The 18,879-nt window shown below is 71.7% G+C and carries 20 protein-coding genes; 6 read left to right on the top strand and 14 right to left on the bottom strand.

The annotated features are described in order from the left end of the window. The 5 genes from secD to ruvC form a co-directional block, all read right to left on the bottom strand. Complete coding sequence (gene secD, locus ACFOW4_RS08115; RefSeq protein WP_377525931.1) at nt 1-1,956, bottom strand: protein translocase subunit SecD; 1,956 nt, start codon at nt 1,954-1,956, stop codon at nt 1-3. Nucleotides 1,957-2,233: 277 nt separating this feature from the next. After that, nucleotides 2,234-2,575, bottom strand: coding sequence for a preprotein translocase subunit YajC (yajC, locus tag ACFOW4_RS08110; protein WP_377525929.1), 342 nt, complete (start codon nt 2,573-2,575; stop codon nt 2,234-2,236). A 139-nt stretch (nt 2,576-2,714) separates the two neighbouring features. Next, on the bottom strand, nt 2,715-3,782 hold the full coding sequence (gene ruvB / locus ACFOW4_RS08105) for a Holliday junction branch migration DNA helicase RuvB (RefSeq protein WP_377525928.1): 1,068 nt from the start codon (nt 3,780-3,782) through the stop codon (nt 2,715-2,717). A gap of 106 nt (nt 3,783-3,888) precedes the next feature. Further along, complete coding sequence (ruvA, locus tag ACFOW4_RS08100) at nt 3,889-4,491, bottom strand: Holliday junction branch migration protein RuvA (RefSeq protein WP_377525927.1); 603 nt, start codon at nt 4,489-4,491, stop codon at nt 3,889-3,891. Continuing rightward, a complete protein-coding gene (gene ruvC, locus ACFOW4_RS08095) occupies nt 4,488-5,015 on the bottom strand; it encodes a crossover junction endodeoxyribonuclease RuvC (RefSeq protein ID WP_377525925.1) in 528 nt (175 codons plus the stop codon). Before ruvC ends, ruvA begins: the two co-directional genes overlap by 4 nt. A 216-nt stretch (nt 5,016-5,231) precedes the next feature. Between ruvC and ACFOW4_RS08090 the strand changes: the two genes are divergently transcribed. Together ACFOW4_RS08090 and ACFOW4_RS08085 are read left to right on the top strand one after the other, a co-directional pair. Then, the gene (locus tag ACFOW4_RS08090; protein WP_377525924.1) at nt 5,232-6,014 is read left to right on the top strand and encodes a 3-hydroxybutyrate dehydrogenase; all 783 of its coding nucleotides are present in this window, start codon (nt 5,232-5,234) and stop codon (nt 6,012-6,014) included. Then, nucleotides 6,014-7,948: a helix-turn-helix domain-containing protein gene (locus tag ACFOW4_RS08085; RefSeq protein WP_377525922.1), complete on the top strand. Its 1,935-nt coding sequence runs from the start codon at nt 6,014-6,016 to the stop codon at nt 7,946-7,948. Before ACFOW4_RS08090 ends, ACFOW4_RS08085 begins: the two co-directional genes overlap by 1 nt. Nucleotides 7,949-8,006: 58 nt before the next feature. Here the strand turns inward: ACFOW4_RS08085 and ACFOW4_RS08080 are convergent, their stop codons facing one another. The 8 genes from ACFOW4_RS08080 to ACFOW4_RS08045 form a co-directional block, all read right to left on the bottom strand. Further along, complete coding sequence (locus ACFOW4_RS08080; protein WP_377525921.1) at nt 8,007-8,615, bottom strand: TetR/AcrR family transcriptional regulator; 609 nt, start codon at nt 8,613-8,615, stop codon at nt 8,007-8,009. Between the two features lie 11 nt (nt 8,616-8,626). After that, nucleotides 8,627-10,195 carry an MFS transporter gene (locus ACFOW4_RS08075; RefSeq protein ID WP_377525919.1) on the bottom strand — a complete coding sequence of 523 codons (1,569 nt, stop codon included), beginning with the start codon at nt 10,193-10,195 and terminating at the stop codon, nt 8,627-8,629. A 155-nt stretch (nt 10,196-10,350) separates the two neighbouring features. Then, the gene (locus ACFOW4_RS08070; protein WP_377525918.1) at nt 10,351-10,983 is read right to left on the bottom strand and encodes a transcriptional regulator; all 633 of its coding nucleotides are present in this window, start codon (nt 10,981-10,983) and stop codon (nt 10,351-10,353) included. A 77-nt stretch (nt 10,984-11,060) separates the two neighbouring features. After that, entirely contained in the window at nt 11,061-12,074 is a 1,014-nt protein-coding gene (locus tag ACFOW4_RS08065; RefSeq protein WP_377525917.1) for a branched-chain amino acid ABC transporter permease, read from the bottom strand. Further along, on the bottom strand, nt 12,071-12,952 hold the full coding sequence (locus tag ACFOW4_RS08060; RefSeq protein WP_377525915.1) for a branched-chain amino acid ABC transporter permease: 882 nt from the start codon (nt 12,950-12,952) through the stop codon (nt 12,071-12,073). The genes ACFOW4_RS08065 and ACFOW4_RS08060 overlap by 4 nt, the downstream gene beginning before the upstream one ends. Next, the gene (locus tag ACFOW4_RS08055; RefSeq protein WP_377525914.1) at nt 12,949-14,205 is read right to left on the bottom strand and encodes an ABC transporter substrate-binding protein; all 1,257 of its coding nucleotides are present in this window, start codon (nt 14,203-14,205) and stop codon (nt 12,949-12,951) included. The genes ACFOW4_RS08060 and ACFOW4_RS08055 overlap by 4 nt, the downstream gene beginning before the upstream one ends. Before the next feature lie 41 nt (nt 14,206-14,246). After that, the gene (locus ACFOW4_RS08050; protein WP_377525912.1) at nt 14,247-14,939 is read right to left on the bottom strand and encodes an ABC transporter ATP-binding protein; all 693 of its coding nucleotides are present in this window, start codon (nt 14,937-14,939) and stop codon (nt 14,247-14,249) included. Further along, nucleotides 14,926-15,687 carry an ABC transporter ATP-binding protein gene (locus ACFOW4_RS08045; protein WP_377525911.1) on the bottom strand — a complete coding sequence of 254 codons (762 nt, stop codon included), beginning with the start codon at nt 15,685-15,687 and terminating at the stop codon, nt 14,926-14,928. The genes ACFOW4_RS08050 and ACFOW4_RS08045 overlap by 14 nt, the downstream gene beginning before the upstream one ends. 309 nt (nt 15,688-15,996) lie before the next feature. Here ACFOW4_RS08045 and ACFOW4_RS08040 point away from each other — a divergent pair, with 309 nt between their 5' ends. The 4 genes from ACFOW4_RS08040 (at nt 15,997) to ACFOW4_RS08025 (ending at nt 18,394) form a co-directional block, all read left to right on the top strand. Then, nucleotides 15,997-16,854: an SPFH domain-containing protein gene (locus ACFOW4_RS08040; RefSeq protein WP_377525909.1), complete on the top strand. Its 858-nt coding sequence runs from the start codon at nt 15,997-15,999 to the stop codon at nt 16,852-16,854. Between the two features lie 97 nt (nt 16,855-16,951). Next, entirely contained in the window at nt 16,952-17,659 is a 708-nt protein-coding gene (locus ACFOW4_RS08035) for a GNAT family N-acetyltransferase (protein ID WP_377525908.1), read from the top strand. 89 nt (nt 17,660-17,748) lie between these two features. Beyond that, nucleotides 17,749-17,937 (top strand): hypothetical protein, encoded by a 189-nt coding sequence (locus tag ACFOW4_RS08030; protein WP_377525907.1) that lies wholly within the window; start codon nt 17,749-17,751, stop codon nt 17,935-17,937. A 67-nt stretch (nt 17,938-18,004) separates the two neighbouring features. Then, nucleotides 18,005-18,394 (top strand): hypothetical protein, encoded by a 390-nt coding sequence (locus ACFOW4_RS08025; RefSeq protein ID WP_377525904.1) that lies wholly within the window; start codon nt 18,005-18,007, stop codon nt 18,392-18,394. A 46-nt stretch (nt 18,395-18,440) separates the two neighbouring features. On the opposite strand, the gene ACFOW4_RS08020 is transcribed toward ACFOW4_RS08025, so the two are convergent. Further along, nucleotides 18,441-18,779, bottom strand: coding sequence for an Imm51 family immunity protein (locus ACFOW4_RS08020; protein WP_377525903.1), 339 nt, complete (start codon nt 18,777-18,779; stop codon nt 18,441-18,443). Nucleotides 18,780-18,879 lie beyond the last annotated feature (100 nt).

Genomic DNA, 18,879 nt, shown 5'->3' with positions numbered 1-18,879 from the left:
TCAGGCCTCCTTGGCGCGCGGGTTGCGGGACGGTGCCTGCTGGGTGCGGGCCGGAAGCGCCCGGCCCAGACCGCTGACCCGCGGGGAGAGGAACGCCCGCGTGCGGGCGAACATCGTCATGATCGGGTGCCGGAAGAGGAAGACCACCACCAGGTCCAGCACGGTGGCCAGGCCCAGGGCGAACGCGAAGCCCTTCACCGTGCCGACCGAGACCACGTAGAGCACCACGGCGGAGAGCAGCGTGATCGCGTTCGCCGAGATGATCGTCCGGCGGGCGCGGATCCAGGCTCGGGGCACCGCGCTACGTGGGCTGCGGCCCTCCCGGATCTCGTCCTTGAGCCGCTCGAAGTAGATGACGAACGAGTCCGCCGCCACGCCGAGCGAGACGATCATACCGGCGATGCCGGCGAGGGTGAGCGTGAAGCCGATCTGCCGGCCCAGCACCACCAGCGCGCCGAAGACCAGCAGCGCGGAGAGGATCAGGCTCAGGAAGATCACCGAGCCGAGCAGCCGGTAGTAGAAGAACGCGTAGATGATGACCAGCAGCATGCCGATGCCGGCCGCGAGCAGACCCGCCCGCAGGTGGCTGGCGCCCAGGGTGGCGGTGACGTTCTGCTGCTCCTGGGGCTCGAAGGTCACCGGCAGCGCGCCGTAGCGGAGCTGGCCGGCGAGCGCGCTGGCGTCCTTCTGGGTGAAGTTGCCGGTGATCTGGGAGTTGCCGGTCAGCACGCCCTGGATCTCCGGGGAGGAGACGATCTCGTTGTCCAGCACGACAGCCACGCGGCACTTGCCGTCCTGACCGAGCGCGGTGGCGTCGCAGGCCTGACCCTCGTTGTTGAAGGCCTCACGGGTCAGGGCGGTCCACTTGCCCTGGCCGTCACCGGTGAAGTCGAGGCTGACCACCCAGGAGTTGGTCTGGTCGAGCACCGCGTCGGCGTCGTCCACGTCGGTGCCGAGCACCTTGGCCTGGTCGAGCAGGTTCTTGGAGGCGCCGTCCTCGCAGGAGACCACCTGCTGCTTCGGGTCGGAGATCGACGCGGGCGGACGCTTGTCGAGCTGGGCGCAGCCGATGGTCGGCACGTTGAACTGCATCGTCGCCGGCAGCACGGCCACCTCGCGCGGCGACAGCGTGCCGAACGGCTTGAGCTTGTCGGCCAGCGACGGGTCGCTGGCCAGGTCGGCCGGGGCCTTCAGCCCGCTGGCGGCCTGCCACGCGGGTGCGCCGACCTTCTGCTCGACGGCCTTGCGCTGCTCCTCGACGCTGGCCGGCACCGGCTCGGCGCTGGGGCTCGCCGACGGGGCGGCGGCGCTCGCGGAGGCCGACGGGGCGGCGGCGCTCGCGGAGGCCGACGGAGTCGGGGTGGCGCTGGCGCTGGGCGCCGGGGCCATCCCGCCCTGGCCGCCGCTAGGCGAGCTGGTCACCTTCGGCGACGCGCTGCCGGACGGCTTCACCGACGCGCTGGCCGACGGCTTCGGCGACGCGCTGCCGGACGGGGCCGGGGTGGCGCTGCCGGTCGGAGCCGGCGCCGCGGCGGGCGGAGCCACCGCTCCGCTGCCGTCGGCCGCCTTGAGCACCTTGCGGAAGCGCAGCTCGGCCGCGCTGCCCACGTCGGTGAGATCGCGGTTCTCACCGGGCAGGGAGATGACGATGTTCCGGTTGCCCTCGGTGACCACCTCGGCCTCGGCCACGCCGAACGCGTTGACCCGGCTCTCGATGATCTGGCGGGCCTCCTCGAGGTTCTCGGCCGTCGGGGGCTTGCCATCGACGGTGTTGGTCGCCTCCAGCGTCAGCCGGGTGCCGCCGACGAGGTCCAGGCCGAGCTTGGGCTCGAGCCGGTCCTGGAAGCTGCCCTTGGCGCCGCCCGAGAAGAACACCAAAAGATAGAGGACGACGAAGATGAACCCGAGCACGGCCAGTTGCCGTCCGGGGCGCATCTGTCCCTGAGGTGGTGCCACGGCTGTCCTGTCTCCCTGTACGGTCGCGCCGCTGGTGCAGCGGCGGCGGGTGTCGGGCCGGGTCCCGGCCGACGGGTCTGACCTGGGTCGGCGCCGGGCCGGCACGGCGGCCCGCGACGCACCGACGCGGGGCGCCGGATGCTCACGGGTACGTGGCGACGCCCGGCGTCGACCCAACTATCCAGTTTTCACGTCGCGTCCGCTGCCCCGTCGGGCGCGGGGCGGCCCCGCGGGCCGGAGCGCCGGCCGTACGCCGGCCCCGTCCCGTCGGGGAGCATCACTCCTTGACGGTGTCGGCGTCCTCGCTGACCGGCTCGGCCGGCAACTCGGCCCGGGTCACCACGCGGGCGATCGCCGGTCGGGCGTACCGGGTCTGCACGCCCGGGGCGACCTCCAGCAGGACGGTGTCGTCCTCGATGCCGGTGACCGTGCCGTAGAGGCCACCGATGGTGACCACCTCGTCGCCGGGGCCGAGGTTGGACTGCATCGCCTCCGACTCGCGGCGGCGCTTCTGCTGGGGGCGGATCATCATGAAGTACATGACGCCGAAGAGCAGGGCGATCATGAGGATCGGTGTGAAGCTGCCCGCTCCCCCACCACCCGCTGCTGCGTAGAGCACGGTTACTGACCTTCCCATTGGCCACCTGTCCGGCACCGGGAGTGCCGGAGCGGAGGCGGATTCTCACGTCCTGTACAGACCGCGGCGAGTCTAATCCCTGCACCTGGGAACACCGGTAGCGGCACAGATCACGTTCACATCACGGCTGATCGGTGTCCAGGGAGAACAGATCGGGCACGGGAGGGGCATCCGCACCAAATGTACCATTGGGTGGCGTACGCCCCAGGTGCCGCCAGGCAGCCTCGGTCGCCACCCGCCCGCGCGGGGTACGCGCCAGCAGACCGGCCCGCACCAGGAACGGCTCGCAGACCTCCTCGACGGTGTCCGGCTGCTCCCCCACCGCCACGGCGAGGGTGGAGAGCCCGACCGGCCCACCCCGGAACGAGTCGACCAGGGCGGTCAGCACCGCCCGGTCCAGCCGGTCCAGGCCGAGCGCGTCCACGTCGTACACGGTCAGCGCGGCGCGGGCGGTCTCCAGGTTGACCACACCCTCTGCGCGCACCTCGGCGAAGTCACGGACCCGGCGCAGCAGCCGGTTGGCGATCCGGGGCGTGCCCCGCGACCGGCCGGCGATCTCCACCGCCCCCTCGTCGGTGATCGGCACACCGAGGATCCGCGCCGAACGGTGCAGCAGCGCCTCCAGGTCGGCCGGGGCGTAGAAGTCCAGGTGCGCCACGAAGCCGAAGCGGTCCCGCATCGGCCCGGTCAGCAGGCCCGACCGGGTGGTCGCGCCGACCAGGGTGAACGGCTCCACGTCCAGCGGGATGGCGGTGGCGCCGGGCCCCTTGCCGACCACCACGTCGACCCGGAAGTCCTCCATCGCGCTGTAGAGCAGCTCCTCGGCCGGCTTGGCGATCCGGTGGATCTCGTCGATGAAGAGCACGTCGCCCTCGGCGAGGCTGGTTAGGATGGCCGCCAGATCGCCGGAGCGCTCGATCGCCGGGCCACTGGTCACCCGGATGCCGGCCCCCAACTCGGCCGCCACGATGTTGGCCAGGGTGGTCTTACCGAGGCCGGGCGGCCCGGACAGGAGGATGTGGTCCGGCGGGGAACCACGTCGCATGGCGCCCTGCAGCAGCAGGTCGAGCTGGTCACGGACGCGATGCTGGGCGATGAACTCGGCGAGCCGCTTCGGCCGGACGGTGGCCTCCGCGTCCCGCTCCGCGTCGGCGACGTACGCCGAGACCAGCGCGTCGGAGTCACTCACTGTGCCCTCTTCATTCGCGACTGCGGGGCTGGCAAACCCGGCTCCGGCGCGCATTCCGGCTCGGCCGCATCCCAGGCGAGCCGCCCCGGAATGCGCGTCCTCGCGCTCATCGTGTGCGGCCCAGCAGGCGGATGGCCTGCTTGAGCAGGACCGGCACCGGCGGGGTCTCGCCGTCGACCGTCTCGGCCACCGCGGCCACCGCCTGGTCGGCCTGCCCGGCCGTCCAGCCCAGCCCGACCAGCGCCTGGCGGACCTGCTCGGGCCAGGCGCCGCGGGTCACCCCGCCCGCGCCGTCGGCGCCGATGGACACCGGGCCGATCCGGTCGCGCAGCTCCAGCACCAGGCGCTCGGCGCCCTTCTTGCCGATGCCCGGCACCCGGGTCAGCGCGGCGATGTCGGCGTTGGCGATCGCCTTGCGCACGGCGTCCGGGGTGTGCACGGCCAGCACCGCCTGGGCCAGCCGCGGGCCGACCCCGCTCGCGGTCTGCAACAGCTCGAACAGCGCCTTGGCGTCGTCGTCGGCGAAACCGTAGAGGGTCAGCGAGTCCTCCCGGACCACCAGGCTGGTGGCCAGCCGCGCCGGCTGCCCGACCCGCAGCTCCGCGATCGTCCCGGGGGCGCAGTGCACCGCCAGGCCGACCCCGCCGACCTCGATCACGGCCTGGTCCGGACCCGTCGCGGTCACGGTGCCGCGCACGCTGGCGATCATCGTGTTCCTCCTCGTCGTACCCGGTCGGCCGCGGCGGCCAGCTTGGAGCGGGTGCCGCCGCGCCACACGTGGCAGATGGCCAGGGCGAGCGCGTCGGCGGCATCGGCCGGTTTCGGCGGCTCGGCCAGCCGCAGCAGCCGGGTCACCATGGCGGTCATCTGCGCCTTGTCGGCCTGACCGGAGCCGGTCACCGCCGCCTTCACCTCGCTCGGGGTGTACGTCTGCACCGGCAGCCCGGCGCGCGCCCCGGCCAGCACAGCGATGCCGCTGGCCTGCGCGGTGCCCATCACCGTGCGCACGTTGTGCTGGCTGAACACCCGCTCGACGGCGACGCTCTCGGGCTCGTGCTTGGCGACCAGTTCGGTGAGCGAGCGGTCCAGGTGCAGCAGTCGCAGCGGCAGTTCGTCGGCCGGGTCGGTGTAGACGACGTAGTAGGCGATCAGGGTGCAGGGCCGGCCGGGCACGCCTTCGACCACGCCCACCCCGCACCGGGTCAGCCCCGGGTCGACACCGAGCACCCGCACGCCGCCCCCTCCCCGACCGTCAGCAGTACGTGTGTTCGACACCCTACTGCCCCCGCTCCCACGAGCCTCACGAGACACGCCCGCCCCTGTCGATCATGGTGGTGGTGCGCGCCGACGCGCACGGGGACCGCTCGGCGGGGGCCACACAGGACGGGGGGCGAGTATGTGTCGCGGGCCCATGTGCCCCGGGCCACACAGCTCGTAACTTCTTGCGCCATGACGGCAGAACCCGTGGCGGTCCCCCACGTCGTACACGTCGACCTCGCTGGTCGTACCGCCCTGGTCACCGGGGGCGGCAGCGGCATCGGCCGGGCCTGCGCGCTGCGGCTGGGCGCGGCCGGCGCCAAGGTGCTCGTGGTGGACCGCGACCTCGACGCGGCCAAGGTGGTGGCCGCCGAGGCCGGCGGTCGCGCCGAGGGGGTGGACCTGGCCGACGCTGCGGCGCTGGACGCGCTCGACGTGGACGTCGACATCGTGGTGAACAACGCCGGGCTCCAGCACGTCGCGCCGCTGCCGGAGTTCCCCGTCGAGCGGTTCGAGTACATCCAGCGGGTGATGGTCGAGGCACCGTTTCTGATCATCCGCCGGGCGCTGCCGCACATGTATGCGAGGGGCTGGGGCCGGATCGTCAACATCTCCTCGGTGCACGGGGTGCGCGCCTCGCCGTACAAGGCGGCGTACGTCTCGGCCAAGCACGCCCTGGAGGGCCTGTCGAAGGTCGTGGCGCTGGAGGGTGCCGCGCACGGGGTCACCGCCAACTGCATCAACCCGGCGTACGTACGCACCGCGCTGGTGGAGAGCCAGATCGCCGACCAGGCGGCCAGCCACGGCATCGACGAGGCCGAGGTGATCGAGAAGATCATGCTGGCCCGGGCGGCGATCAAGCGCCTGATCGAGCCGGAGGAGGTGGCCGAACTGCTGGCGTACCTCTGCTCGCCGCCGGCGGCGTTCATCACGGGCGCGTCGATCGCGCTCGACGGGGGCTGGACGGCCAACTAGTGGGCCCGAGCACAATGTCGACCATGTCGTCGCCGGTGGAGTTCCTGGAACTGCTCGCGCGCGAGGCCGCGACGGTGGAGTTCGAGGGGCCGCTGGTGGCCGCGCGCGCCGCCGGGCTGCCCGCGGACCGGCTGGCCGAGCTGGAGCAGGCGAAGACCGTGGCGCTACGGGTGCGCGCGCTGCTGGAGCGCCGGCGGCGCCGGGAGACCGAGCTCTCCGGCCTGTACGACACGGTCAGCGACCTGGCCGGGCTACGCGACCTGGACGACGTGCTGCGCGCGATCGTGCACCGGGCCCGCAACCTGCTCGGCGCCGACGTGGCCTACATGACGCTCAACGACGACGAGCGCGGCGACACCTACATGCGGGTCACCGACGGCTCGGTTTCGGCCCGTTTCCAGCGGTTGCGGCTGCCGATGGGCGCCGGCCTGGGCGGCCTGGTGGCCCAGTCGGGCGCCCCGTACGTCACCGCCAACTACCCGGAGGACGAGCGTTTCCACCACACCGGCGAGATCGACGCCGGGGTGGGCGAGGAGGGGCTGGTGGCCATCCTCGGGGTGCCGCTGCGGCTCGGCTCCACCTCGATCGGGGTGCTCTACGCGGCGAACCGCTCGGCCCGGCCGTTCGTCCGCGAGGAGGTGGCGCTGCTGGTCTCCCTGGCGGCGCACGCCGCGGTGGCGATCGACACGGCCCGGCTGCTGGCGGAGACCCGCTCGGCGCTGGAGGAGCTGTCGACGGCGAACACCACCATCCGGGCGCACAGCAGCTCGGTGGAGCGGGCCGCCGCGGCGCACGACCGGATGACCGCGCTGGTGCTGCGTGGCGGCGGGGTGGAGGACGTGGCCGCCGCGGTGACCGAGGTGCTGGGCGGCGCGCTGCTGGCGCTGGACGCCGAGGGGCGGCTGCTGGCCCGGGTGGGCGAGATCGACGAGCCGGAACGGGCGGACATCGTGGAGGCGGTGGCCGCGTCGCGTACCGAGGGACGCAGCGTGCGCCGGGGGCCGCTCTGGTACGCCGCGGTGGTCGCCGGCGCGGAGAACCTGGGCGCGCTGGTGCTGCGCCCCGACGACGAGCTGGTCGACGCCGACCAGCGGATCCTGGAGCGGGCGGCGCTGGTGACCGCGCTGCTGCTGCTGTTCCGCCGCACCGTCGCCGAGGCGGAGGGACGGGTTCGCGGCGAGCTGCTCGACGACCTGATCGCCCGGCCGTTGCGCGACGCCGACGCGCTGCGCGACCGGGCCCGCCGGCTCGGGGTGGACCTGGACGCGCCGCACGTGCTGGTGGCGGTCGGCGACGACGCGATCGCCGCCACCGGCTCGGCCCGGCAGCGCGTGCTCTCCTGGGCCACCACGTACGCCTCGACCCGGGGTGGGTTGGCGGCGGCACGCGACGGCCGGGTGGTGCTCATGCTGCCCGGGCGCGACGCCGGCGGCAGCGCCCGCGCGGTGGCCCGGGACCTGTCCCGGGTGACCGGCCGACCGGTGACCGCCGGGGCGAGTGGCCCGTCGACCGGGCCGACGTCGTTGGCCACCACGTTCCGTGAGGCCGACCGGTGCCTCACCGCGCTCGGCGCGCTGGGCCGGGCCGGGCAGGGCGCGAGCACGGCGGAGCTGGGCTTCGTCGGGCTGCTGCTGGGCACGGTCGGCGACCGGGGCGACCAGGACGTGGCCCGGTTCCTCACCACCACTGTCGGGCCGGTGGTCGACTACGACGCCCGGCGCGGCACGGCGCTGGTCAAGACGTTGGAGGCGTACTTCGGGGTGGGCGGCAGCCTGGCCCGTGCCGCTGAGCAGCTGCACGTGCACGTCAACACGGTGACCCAGCGGCTGGAGCGGGTCGGGCAGCTGCTCGGCGCGGACTGGCAGAAGCCGGAGCGGGCGCTGGAGGTGCAGTTGGCGCTGCGGCTGCACCGCCTGCGTACCCCGGCCGGCTGAAGACCCCCGGGCGGACACGGCCGCCCACCGGGGCGACCGCGCCGCACGGGCCGAACGGTCAGCGGGCGCGGACGCCCTCCAGCACGGCGTCGACGACCTGCTCCGGCAGGGTCCGCTCGTCCAGCTCCGGGTTCCACTGCAGCACCCGCTGGATCAGCATCGGCCCGGTGAGCAGCGCCATGGTCACCTCCACGTCCAGGTCGGCCCGGAGCACCCCCTCGCTGATGCCGCGCCGCAGCACCTCGCGCATCAGCTGTCTGCGCGGGGCGATGATGTTCTGGTAGAGCCGGAAGTGGTCCGGGCTGCGGTTCACCTCGGGCACCAGGCAGGGCATGATCTTCTCCGCCCGCGGGTCGATGTTCTTGCCGATCGCCCCGACGAGCAGCACCAGGTCGTCCCGGACGGAGTGCCCCTCGGGCTGCGGCAGGATGCCCTTGAGCCGGCGCAGCGCGTCCAGCAGCAACGCGTCCTTGCCCGCCCAGCGGCGGTAGATGGTGGCCTTGCCGACCCCGGCGCGGGCGGCGATGGCCTCGATCGAGAGCGCCTCGACCGTGCTGCCCTCGGCGAGCAGGTCGAGGGTGGCTTCGATGATCGCCTCGTCGGCGCGGACGCTCCGCGGTCGCCCAGGCGACCGCGGAGCGTCGGCGGCGGGCATCATGTCGGACATTGTCCCCGAACCTATGCCGTCTCGGCCAACTCCGGCTCGGCGACCGGAGTCACCGGGGCGGCGGCGGTGGCTGCCCGGCCCGGCATCCAGCGCAGCACCACCAGAATGCCGAGCGCCGCGACCACCGCGGAGAGCGCGGCGGCCGTGTGCATGGCGGTGACGAAGGCGTCGTTGGCCGCCGCGATCAGGCGCGGCGCCGCCGGCCCGACCTGCGCGGCCGCCGCGTACGCGCCGGAGATCGACTCGTTGGCCGCGTCGCGGGCCTGGGCGGGCAGGCCGCTCAACGCCTCCTCCACGTCGGCGCGGTAGACCGCGGAGAGCACCGAGCCGAGCACCGCCACGCCGAGCGCGCCGGCGACCTGGCGGATCGTGTTGCTCACCGCGGAGCCCACGCCGGCCTTCTCGCGGGGCAGCGCCGACATGATCGACTCAGTGGCCGGCGGCATGATGTTGGCCATCCCGGTGCCCTGGAGGAAGAAGACGACCAGCACGATCCAGATCGGGGTGGACGCGTCGACGAAGGCGAACGCGGCGAGCGCCACCACGGTCAGCGTCAGCCCGACCGTGGCGACCGCCTTGCCGCCGTAGCGGCGGACCATCGCGGCGCTGCGCGGCGCGAAGATCAGCTGGGCGCCGGCGAAGGGCAGGAACAGCAGGCCGGTCTGCAGGGGGCTGTAGCCCCGCACCAGTTGCAGGTAGAACGAGCTGAAGAACATCACGCCCATCGCGGCGAAGAAGACCAGGCCGACGATGGCCACCGGCGCGGCGAAGCGCGGCACCCGGAACAGCCGGACGTCCAGCGACGGGTGGTCGCTGCGCCGCTCGTGCTGCACGAACCAGGTCAGCACCGCCAGGCCGGCCAGGATCGAGCCCCAGGCCACCGGCCGGTCGAAGCCGTGCTCGCCGCCGTCGATGATGCCGTAGGAGAGGGCGACCAGGCCGACCACGGAGAGCAGCACGCCGAGCAGGTCGACCCGACCGGGCCGCGGGTCACGCGACTCGGGCACCAGCAGCGCGACCAGGACCACGCCGGCCACCACCACGGGCACATTGATCAGGAAGACCGAGCCCCACCAGTAGTGCTCCAGCAGGGCGCCGCCGAGGATCGGGCCGATCGCCACCGCGAGGCCGACGGCACCGGCCCAAACGCCGATGGCCTTGCCGCGCTCGCGCGGGTCGAAGACGTTGGAGATGATCGAGAGGGTCACCGGCATGATGGCCGCGCCGCCGACCCCCATCAGCGCGCGGGCCGCGATGAGCTGGGCCGGGCTCTGCGCGTACGCCGAGAGCAGCGACGCCAGCCCGAACAGCACCAGGCCGATCATCAGGAAGCGCTTGCGGCCGGCGCGGTCACCGAGCACCCCGAAGGTGAACAGCAGGCCGGCGAAGACCAGCGTGTAGGAGTTGATGGACCACTCCAGCTCACCCTGGCTGGCGCCGAGGCCGTGCACCGGGTCGGCCAGGGTGCGCAGGGCGACGTTGAGGATGGTGTTGTCCAGGACGACCACGAGAAGGCTGATCACCAGCACCCCCAGGATCGCCCACCTCCTCGCGTGTCCGGTGTTCTCGTGCAGTTCCATGCCCGGTTCTCCCCCCGGTTCACCCGCGGCGCAATACGATACGGGTCAGACTCGTAACTACCGCCAGCCTACGGCTGGCATTTACGATACGGAACCGATCCGTATCGTATGTGGCGGCCGTCACGCCGGGGCGCCGTGGCGAGGAGGCGCCGACGTCAGCGCGGGGTCGGATCGGCCTGGCAGGCGGCGACGGCGGCCGGAAGCGTGTCGAGGTGGCGGGCCGGGGCGCTGAGCGGCTCGATCCAGCCCGGCCCGGCGGCGTACACCCGCAGCAGCGGGAAGTCACGGGCGAAGCGCACCAGCCGGTACGCGTGCCCGGTGACCGGCGTCTGCGACCAGAGCACCACGGTGTGCGGACGGGCCCGGTACACCGCGCTGGTCAGCGCGGCCCAGGGCAGCGCGGGGCCGAGATGCAGGCTCCCGCGGCCCCGCTCGCGCAGCGCGGCGGCGAGCGCGTGCAGGCCCAGGCAGTGCGACTCCTGCTCGACGCCGGCCAGCAGCACCCCGCCGGTGGGCAGCGAGCGGCCCGGCTCGCGACGGAACACGTCCAGTCCGACCCGGATGCCCTCGCTGAGGGCGTGCTCGACCGCGATCTCGGTGGCGGTGTGCCCGGCCAGCCCGGACAGCAGCGGCCGACACACCTGCTCCCAGAGCGCCGGCACCCCCCAGCCGCCGGCCAGTTCCACGACGATCGCGGCGACGCGATTGCCGTCCAGGTCCTCGGCCGCGAGCGAGACGCGCTTGTGCGCGGTCTGGACGGCATCGGCCGGCATCGGATCGGTCAGCACCAGACGTACCCCCGGGTAGGTGTTCTCTACCAGGGGGTTCGCCGGAGCGGCGCGCCGCGGATGCGGCAGCGCGGAAATTACCTGCGGCGGGCCGCCATCCGTCGGGCCAGCGCGGCGGCGCTGCCCCAGACGCCGCGCCGGAACAGCACCACGACCAGGACGAAGATGCCGCCGGTGACCAGGCCGATCGCCTCGAATCCGGAGAACGACAGCCAGTCCTCCAGCCGGACCACGATGCCGGCGCCGAGCACCCCGCCCCAGAGCGTGCCGATCCCGCCGAGCACCACCACGATGACGGCCTTGCCGGAGGTGGTCCAGTGCAGCACGTCCAGCGAGACGAACCGGTGGCCGACCGCGAACAGCCCGCCGCCCAGACCGGCGATGAACCCGGAGAGCACGAAGGCGGTGAGCTTGTAGCGGTGCACCGGGTAGCCGAGCGCCCGGGCCCGGGCCGGATTGTCCCGGATGCCGACCAGCACCCGACCGAACGGCGAGTGCACGATCCGCCAGGCGGCGGCCAGGCCGAGCACCACGATCGGCAGGATGGCGTAGTAGAAGTAGTAATCGTCGGTGAGGTCGGCGCCGAACAGTTCGCGGGGCACCCCCTGCAGGCCGTTCTCACCCCGGGTCACCGAGCGCCACTCGTTGGCCACGTAGTAGACCATCTGCGCGAACGCCAGGGTCACCATGGCGAAGTAGATGCCGGTCCGCTTCACCGCCAGGTAGCCGATCGGCACCGCCAGCACGGCCGCGGCGAGCGCCCCGGCCAGCACGGCGAGCGGAAACGGCAGGCCGAGGTGGATGGCCACCAGCCCGGTGACGTACGCCGAGGTGCCCCAGAAGGCGGCGTGCCCGAAGGACATCAGCCCGGTGAAGCCGAGCAGCAGGTCCACCGCGACGGCGAACAGCGCCCAGCACAGGATGTCCACCGCCACCGCCGGATAGAGCCCGTTGGGCAGCCACACGGCGACGAGCAGCCCGACGGCGAGCAGCGCGTAGCGCACCCAGCCGGGCGCGCGGGCCACGGCGGCCAGCCCGGACGGCGGCGCCGGGCGGGCCGCGTCGGCCGGGGTGTCCACGGTGCTGGTCATGCGGGTGCCTCCTCACGGCCGAACAGCCCGGACGGGCGCCAGAGCAGGACGACGGCCATCACGATGAAGACGATCGTCTGCGACACGATCGGGAAGGCGGACAGGTACGCCTCGCCCCAGGCCTGGATCAGGCCGATGCCGAAGCCGGCGGCCACCGAGCCGAAGATCGAGCCCAGCCCGCCGATCACCACCACCGCGAACACCACGATGATCAGATCGGCGCCCATCAGCGGATTGACCGCCCGCATCGGGGCGGCCAGCACGCCGGCCAGGCCGGCCAGCGCGATGCCGAAGCCGAAGACCGGGGTCACCCAGCGGCCGACGTCGATGCCGAACGCCCGGGTCAGCTCGGGCCGTTCGGTGGCGGCCCGGACCACCATGCCGATCCGGGTCCGGCTGAGCACCCACCACACCGCGACGCAGACGAGCACCGCGAAGCCCAGGATGAACACCCGGTACGTCGGGAAGTCGAACAGCCCGAAGTTCACCGAGCCCTGCAGCCCGGCCGGGGTGGCGTACGGGCTGGACTGCACGCCGTAGCGCAGCTTAACCAGGTCCTGCAGGATCAGCGTGAGCCCGAAGGTGAGCAGGAAGTTGTAGAGCGGGTCGAGCTTGGTGAGCCGGTGGATCACAGCGCGCTCCAGCGCCATGCCGAGCAGGCCCAGCCCCACCGGCATGATCACCAGCGCCGCCCAGAACGGCACGCCCGCCTCGGTGAGCAGCACGTACGCGCCGAACGCGCCGAGCATGTAGAACGCGCCGTGGGCGAAGTTGACCACCCGCAGCATGCCGAAGATGACCGCGAGCCCGAGGGCGAGCAGGGCGTAGAACGCCCCGCTCACCAACCCGTTGAACGTGTTCTGGGCAAATCCACTCATAGCTTGCAGTCCGGCGAGGGCGCGCGGAACGCCTCCGCCGCGGGGATCGTCTTGAGCACCTTGACGTAGTCCCACGGCTCGGCCACCTCGGACTGCGGCTTCACCTGGGCCAGGTACGCGTCGTGCACCACCCGGTGGTCCTCGGCGCGGATCTTGCCGTTGCGCAGGAAGACGTCCTCGACGCTCTTACCCTCCAGGCCCTTGACGACGGTGTCCGCGTCGTCGGTGCCGGCGGCCTGCACCGCCTCCAGGTACTGCGTGGCGGCGGAGTAGTTGGCCGCGTGCGCGAACGTCGGCCGGGTGCCGGTCTCCTTGTTGAACCGGTCGGCGAACTCCCGGTTCTTGGCGTCGAAGTTCCAGTACCAGGCGTCGGTGTAGGTGGTGCCGGCCAGCGCGGCCGGGGTGAGCGAGTGGATGTCGGTGAGGAACATCAGGCCGACGGCCAGACCGACGCCCTTCTCCCGCAGCTTGAACTCGTTGTACTGCTTCACCACGTTGACCAGCTCCGCGCCGGCCTGCATGGTGCCCAGCACGTCCGGCTTCGGGTTCAGCGTCGGCGCCTTGAGCAGGAACGTGGAGAAGTCGCCGCTGGTGTTCGGGAACGGCGCGCCGTCCTTGCCGACGACCTTGCCGCCGGCCGCCGCGATGGCGGTGGAGAAGCTCTTCTCCATGTCCTGACCGAAGGCGTAGTTCGGGTACAGGATGTACCAGTTCTTGCCGATCTGCTCGGTGGTGGTCTTCCCGGTGCCGTTGGCCAGCATGTAGGTGTCGTAGGCGTAGTGGAAGGTGTACTTGTTGCAGCTCTTGCCGGTCAGGTCGGTGGTCGCCGCCCCGATGTTGAAGTAGAGCTTCTTCTTCTCCTTGGCCACGTCGGCCACCTTGAGCGCCGCCGACGAGGTCGGCACGTCCAGGATCAGGTCGACACCCTTGCGGTCGTACATCTCCTGGGCCTTGGAGTTGGCCACGTCCGGCTTGTTCTGGTGGTCGGCGGTCTCCACGGTGATGTCCTTGGTCACCGCCTTGTCGCCGTACTTCGCCTTGAAGTCGGCGATGGCCAGCTCCACGGCCTTGACCGAGTTCTTGCCGGACAACTCCGAGTACGCCCCGGACTGGTCGTTGAGCACGCCCAGCACGATCTTGTCGCCGGTCAGCTTCTCCTCGCCGCCCGACGCCGGTCCGCCGCCGCCACAGCCGGCGACCAGCACCACCGCGGCCGAAGCCGCGGCCACACCCACCGTCCTCCGCATGCCCATCCCTCCACCCCGCGCGGTCGCGCGGGTCGTCGTCGGAAAATTCAGATCCCGAGGTACGCCAGCAGCTCCCGTTCCCGCGAGCGCACCTCCGAGTTATCCATCGCCTCCGCGATGCGTCCCTCGGCCAGCAGGTAGTGCCGGTCGGCGACGCCGGTGGCGAAGTGCAGGTTCTGCTCGACCAGCAGCACGGTCACCCCGTGCTTCTTGGCCTCCCGCAGCAGGTCACCGACCTGCTGCACCAGCAGCGGCGAGAGCCCCTCGGTGGGCTCGTCGCAGAGCAGCAGCCGGGCGCCCATCCGCAGCACCCGAGCCAGGGCGAGCATCTGCTGCTCGCCGCCGGAGAGCATCGTGGCCGCGGAGTCGCGTCGCTCGTACAGGGCGGGGAACGCGTCGTACACCCGCTGCAGCGACCACGGGTCGGGGCCGACCGTGGGCGGCAGGGTGAGGTTCTCGGTGACGGTCAGCGTGGCGTAGCTGCCCCGGTCGTCCGGGACCCAGCCCAGCCCGAGCCGGGCCCGCCGGTGTGCCGGCAGCTTCCCGACGTCGCGTCCGTCCAGTTCGACCGTGCCGCGCTGGCCCGGGTGCAGCCCCATCACGCACCGCAGCAGGGTGGACTTGCCGGCGCCGTTGCGGCCGACCAGGGTGACCACCTCGCCGGCGGCCACGTCGAGGCTGACGTCGCGCAGCACCTGCGCCTCGCCGTACCAGGCGGACAGGTTCTCAATGCGCAGCATCAGCGGCTCCCAGGTAGGCGGTGATCACGCGCTCGTCCGCGCGAACCTGCTCGTACGGGCCCTCGACGAGGACCTTCCCGGCCTGGAGCACGGTGACGGTGTCGGCGAGCCGGCCGACCACGCTCATGTTGTGCTCGACCATCACCACGGTCCGGCCGGTACGGACCCGGGCGATCAGCTCCACGGTCCGGTCCACGTCTTCGAGGCCCATCCCGGCGGTCGGCTCGTCCAGCAGCAGCACCTTCGGATCGAGCGCCAGAGCGATGGCCAGCTCCAAGGCCCGCTTGCGCCCGTACGCCAGCGCCTCGGCCGGAGCCTCGGCCAGCTCGGTCAGCCCGACCATGGCCAACAGCTCGTCGGCCCGGTCGGTGTAGCGGCGCATCAGCTTCGCCGAGCGCCAGAACCGCCAGCCCAGCCCGCTGGAGGACTGCAACGCCAGCTCGACGTGCTCGCGGGCGGAGAGTTGCGGAAAGAGGCTGGTGATCTGGAACGAGCGGGCCACGCCGAGCCGGGCCACCTGCTCCGGCGGCAGGCCGGTGACGTCCCGGCCCGCCAGCTCGATCCGCCCGCCGCTCGGCTTCAGGAAGCCGGTGAGCAGGTTGAACAGGGTGGTCTTGCCGGCGCCGTTCGGGCCGACCAGCGCGTGCACGCTCTCCGGCGCGACGTCGAGGTCGACGCCGTCCACGGCGCGGAAGCCCCGGAAGTCGCGGGTCAGCCCACGGGCCGACAGGAGCGCTTGCCCGGCCATCGCCTCATCCTCCGCAGGTTCACGGCGACGGTCAGATCGGTGACCGTGGTCACAGGGCCGTCGCGTGGAGGAAACCTACGGCCGGCCGCGCGGGTCGAGCCATGTCGATCGGCTCCATATTCGCCCGGCCCGGGACGTGTGTGGACGCCATCCCGCGTCCCGCCGGGGACCCGTCGTGTCGCCGTGCACCGGACCGGCCACACCGTGCCACCCCCGCGCCATGTGGCCGGCCCACCGTCACCGCTGGGGCCGGCTTGACCGGGCCGCCTAGGTTGATGATCCACACAGCCCAGCGAAAGGTCCGATCCCATGCCCTTCGGCTTCACCCTGGCGATCATCCTGGCGGTGGCGCTGGTGGTATGCGCCGTCCTGGCACTCATCGTCCCGGCCAGGGCGGCGAAGCGGACCGCCACCCTCACGGCGCTCGGCTGCCTCGTCGGCGCGCTGCTGATCGGAGTCGCCTCCAGCGCCCACTCCGTGCCCATCCGCTCGGTCGGCATCGTCACGAGCTTCGGCAAGCCCACCGGCGAGGTCACCGGCTCCGGTCTCAAGTGGGTCGCCCCCTGGCAGAAGGTCGGCGAGTGGGACGCCGGCCGGCAGAAGTACGACCACATCGGCGGCGACAACTGCGTACGGGTGCGGACCGGCACGCTCGCCGACGCCTGCGTCGAGGTTCTGGTGGAGTGGCAGGTCAAGCCGGAGAACGCGCCGAAGCAGTTCATGGACTACAAGGGCGACTTCGGCAGCTTCCGGGGTCAGCGGGTGGGTGTGCAGCTCGACAGCGCCGTCAACGACGCCTTCGCCGCGTACAACCCGCTGGAGAAGATCGACGCGAAGACCGGCGACCTGAACGTCGACCTGAAGCCGTTCGCCGACACCATCAAGGCCAGCGCGGAGACCCGGCTCGCCGCCGACATCGACGTCCTGTCGGTGACGATCACCCGCGTGAACCACGACGAGAAGACCGAGACCAACATCCGGGCCTTCCAGGACAAGCTCGCGCAGACCCGCAACCTGGAACAGGACCGGAAGAACGCCGAGATCTCCAAGCAGATCACCGAGACCAACGCGAAGGTCGACAAGGTGACCCGCTGCCTGGAGATCGCCGAGAAGAACGGCGCCAACCCGGGGCTCTGCATCAACCCGGGCATCGTCACCGGCAAGTGACGGGAAGCCGGCCCGCCCGTAGCGGGCGGGCCGGCTCCCGCCGCACCGCCCGACACCTCCGCAGCCTTGTTGCACAAGATTTGCAATAATGCCGGCGATGATCGACGAATCGAACACCCCGGCGCTCCTCGGTACCGCGCGAACGTCTCCGACACATACCCGCAGTGCCCAGATCACCCTGCCCGAACTGGTCATGGCGTGGGGGCAGGGCTGGGCCGTCTCCCGTGGTGTGCCCGTTCCCGTCGACGTCCCGGGTGGCTTCCGAGCCGATGTGGACATACCCGGCCACCGGGTCCGGTACGTGCTGCACACCTGGGACACCGACCAGCTCGAGGCCCTCGCCCGGCAGGTCACCACACCCGGAACCTGGATCAAAGTCAGCGGTAGCGCCGCCGATCTGTGTGGTGCTCTGTCCGCAAGCTGGACCATGGAGAGCAGCGGCTACCTGATGACCGCCCCGTTCACCGCGGGCTCCGCCGACGCCCCCGGGCCCTACGAGACCCGAGTTAGGACAGACGGCGAGGTCGTCGTCGCGACAGTCGTTGACGCTACCGGCGCCCCGGCGGCCTCCGGACGCCTGGCACCTGCCGGCGAGTGCGGTGTCATCGACCAGGTGGAAACCTCGCCGAAGCACCGGCGCCGAGGCCTGGGCACCACCGTCATGCGGGCACTGAGCGACCATGCCGCGCGCAACGAGCTGGGTACCGGCATCCTCGTCGCGACCGAGGACGGGCGCCGCCTCTACCGCGCCCTCGGCTGGACGGTGCGATCCGAGATCGCGGTGGCGTACGTCCGCGAAGACTGACATGCCATGCGCCGAGCCAGTGGCGCGTCACTGAGAGGCGTGTACCGGCAGACGGCGTCGCTCCCGCCAGTTGACGCACTTTCATGCCGATGACAGTGCGTCCGCCTGTGGCGGGCATCGCCGACATGGTGCAGCCTCAGAGCGCCATCGTGGCATCGATGGTCGAGGATCCGGCTACCGGCGATTGGGCATCCGGTGATGCCGCTGATCGCGCGTTGGACAGCGTCGATCCCTGGTTGTCGTTACTCAACTTCCGTGTCATGTTGACCGCGCTGTGACGGCAGGCGTCGAGGTTGGATCGCAATGGTCCGGCGTGACAAGAAAATAGCCCAGGCATCACGGGGGATGACGATGACCGACCGCAGGAGCACGGGCGGAGAGCACGAGCGCGGGGCGACGCCACAGGGTCGCACCAGCGTCGGCGCAACCGTCGCACTCGCGCTGTTGGCGATCCCGCTACTGCCGATCATGTGCCTGTCGGGCCTTGAACTTGTCGTGTCCATGGCTCCGTCCGAGGCCTGCGCGCCCCCGTTCGTGCAGGATAAGTCGGACTGCGGGCCCGAGCCATTGGCCGTGCTTCCGACCGCGTTGCTGGCGGGCGGCTACGCCACGGTGGCCGCTGTCGTGGCCTTCAGGGCTAGCCTGCCGCCCTGGATGCGGATCCTCGCCTTATCCGTGGCGCCGTTGGCCGCCGCTCCACTTCTCTGGGCGCTGTTCGTCTATCGCCCCTACTGACTGCTGTCGATGACAGTGCACCGGGTAGTGCGAGCGTAGCGGCGGTTCAGTCGTCGAATTCGAAGCCACTGGTCTGGGCGAACTCCATGAGCTGCCGCAGACGATTCCCGTCGACCGCGACCGCACGGAGCAGGACAGCTAAATCTTCGAGCGCCCGGCGGTCGTTGCTGGTGGCGTAGAAGGCGCCGCCCTCTGGATCCGGCAGGAAGCGGCCTTCAAGGGTGGGGGCCTCGGTCGTGACGAGCAGTTCGACGATCCCTTCCCAGAAGTAACCGTTGGGCTCGTGGCCAAGCTCGGAGATCATGTCATCCACGTCGGTGGTCCCTGCCTCCAACGACAAGGAGTACTCACCCGGCGCGATCTCTGCTACCTCTACGAGATCCATCCGCGGATCTTGGCAGGCCGGTCCGAGGAGCACAAGGCAGCTGACGAGACTCGACCGGTCGAAACGACACGCGGGCAAATCACCCATGCCGCTGGTCGCG

The sequence above is a fragment of the Micromonospora sp. GCM10011542 genome, assembly GCF_042650685.1.
In the GTDB taxonomy this organism is placed as follows: domain Bacteria; phylum Actinomycetota; class Actinomycetes; order Mycobacteriales; family Micromonosporaceae; genus Micromonospora.
The sequence above is the reverse complement of the archived record's forward strand: the minus strand, read 5'-3'. Positions and strand labels throughout refer to the sequence as shown.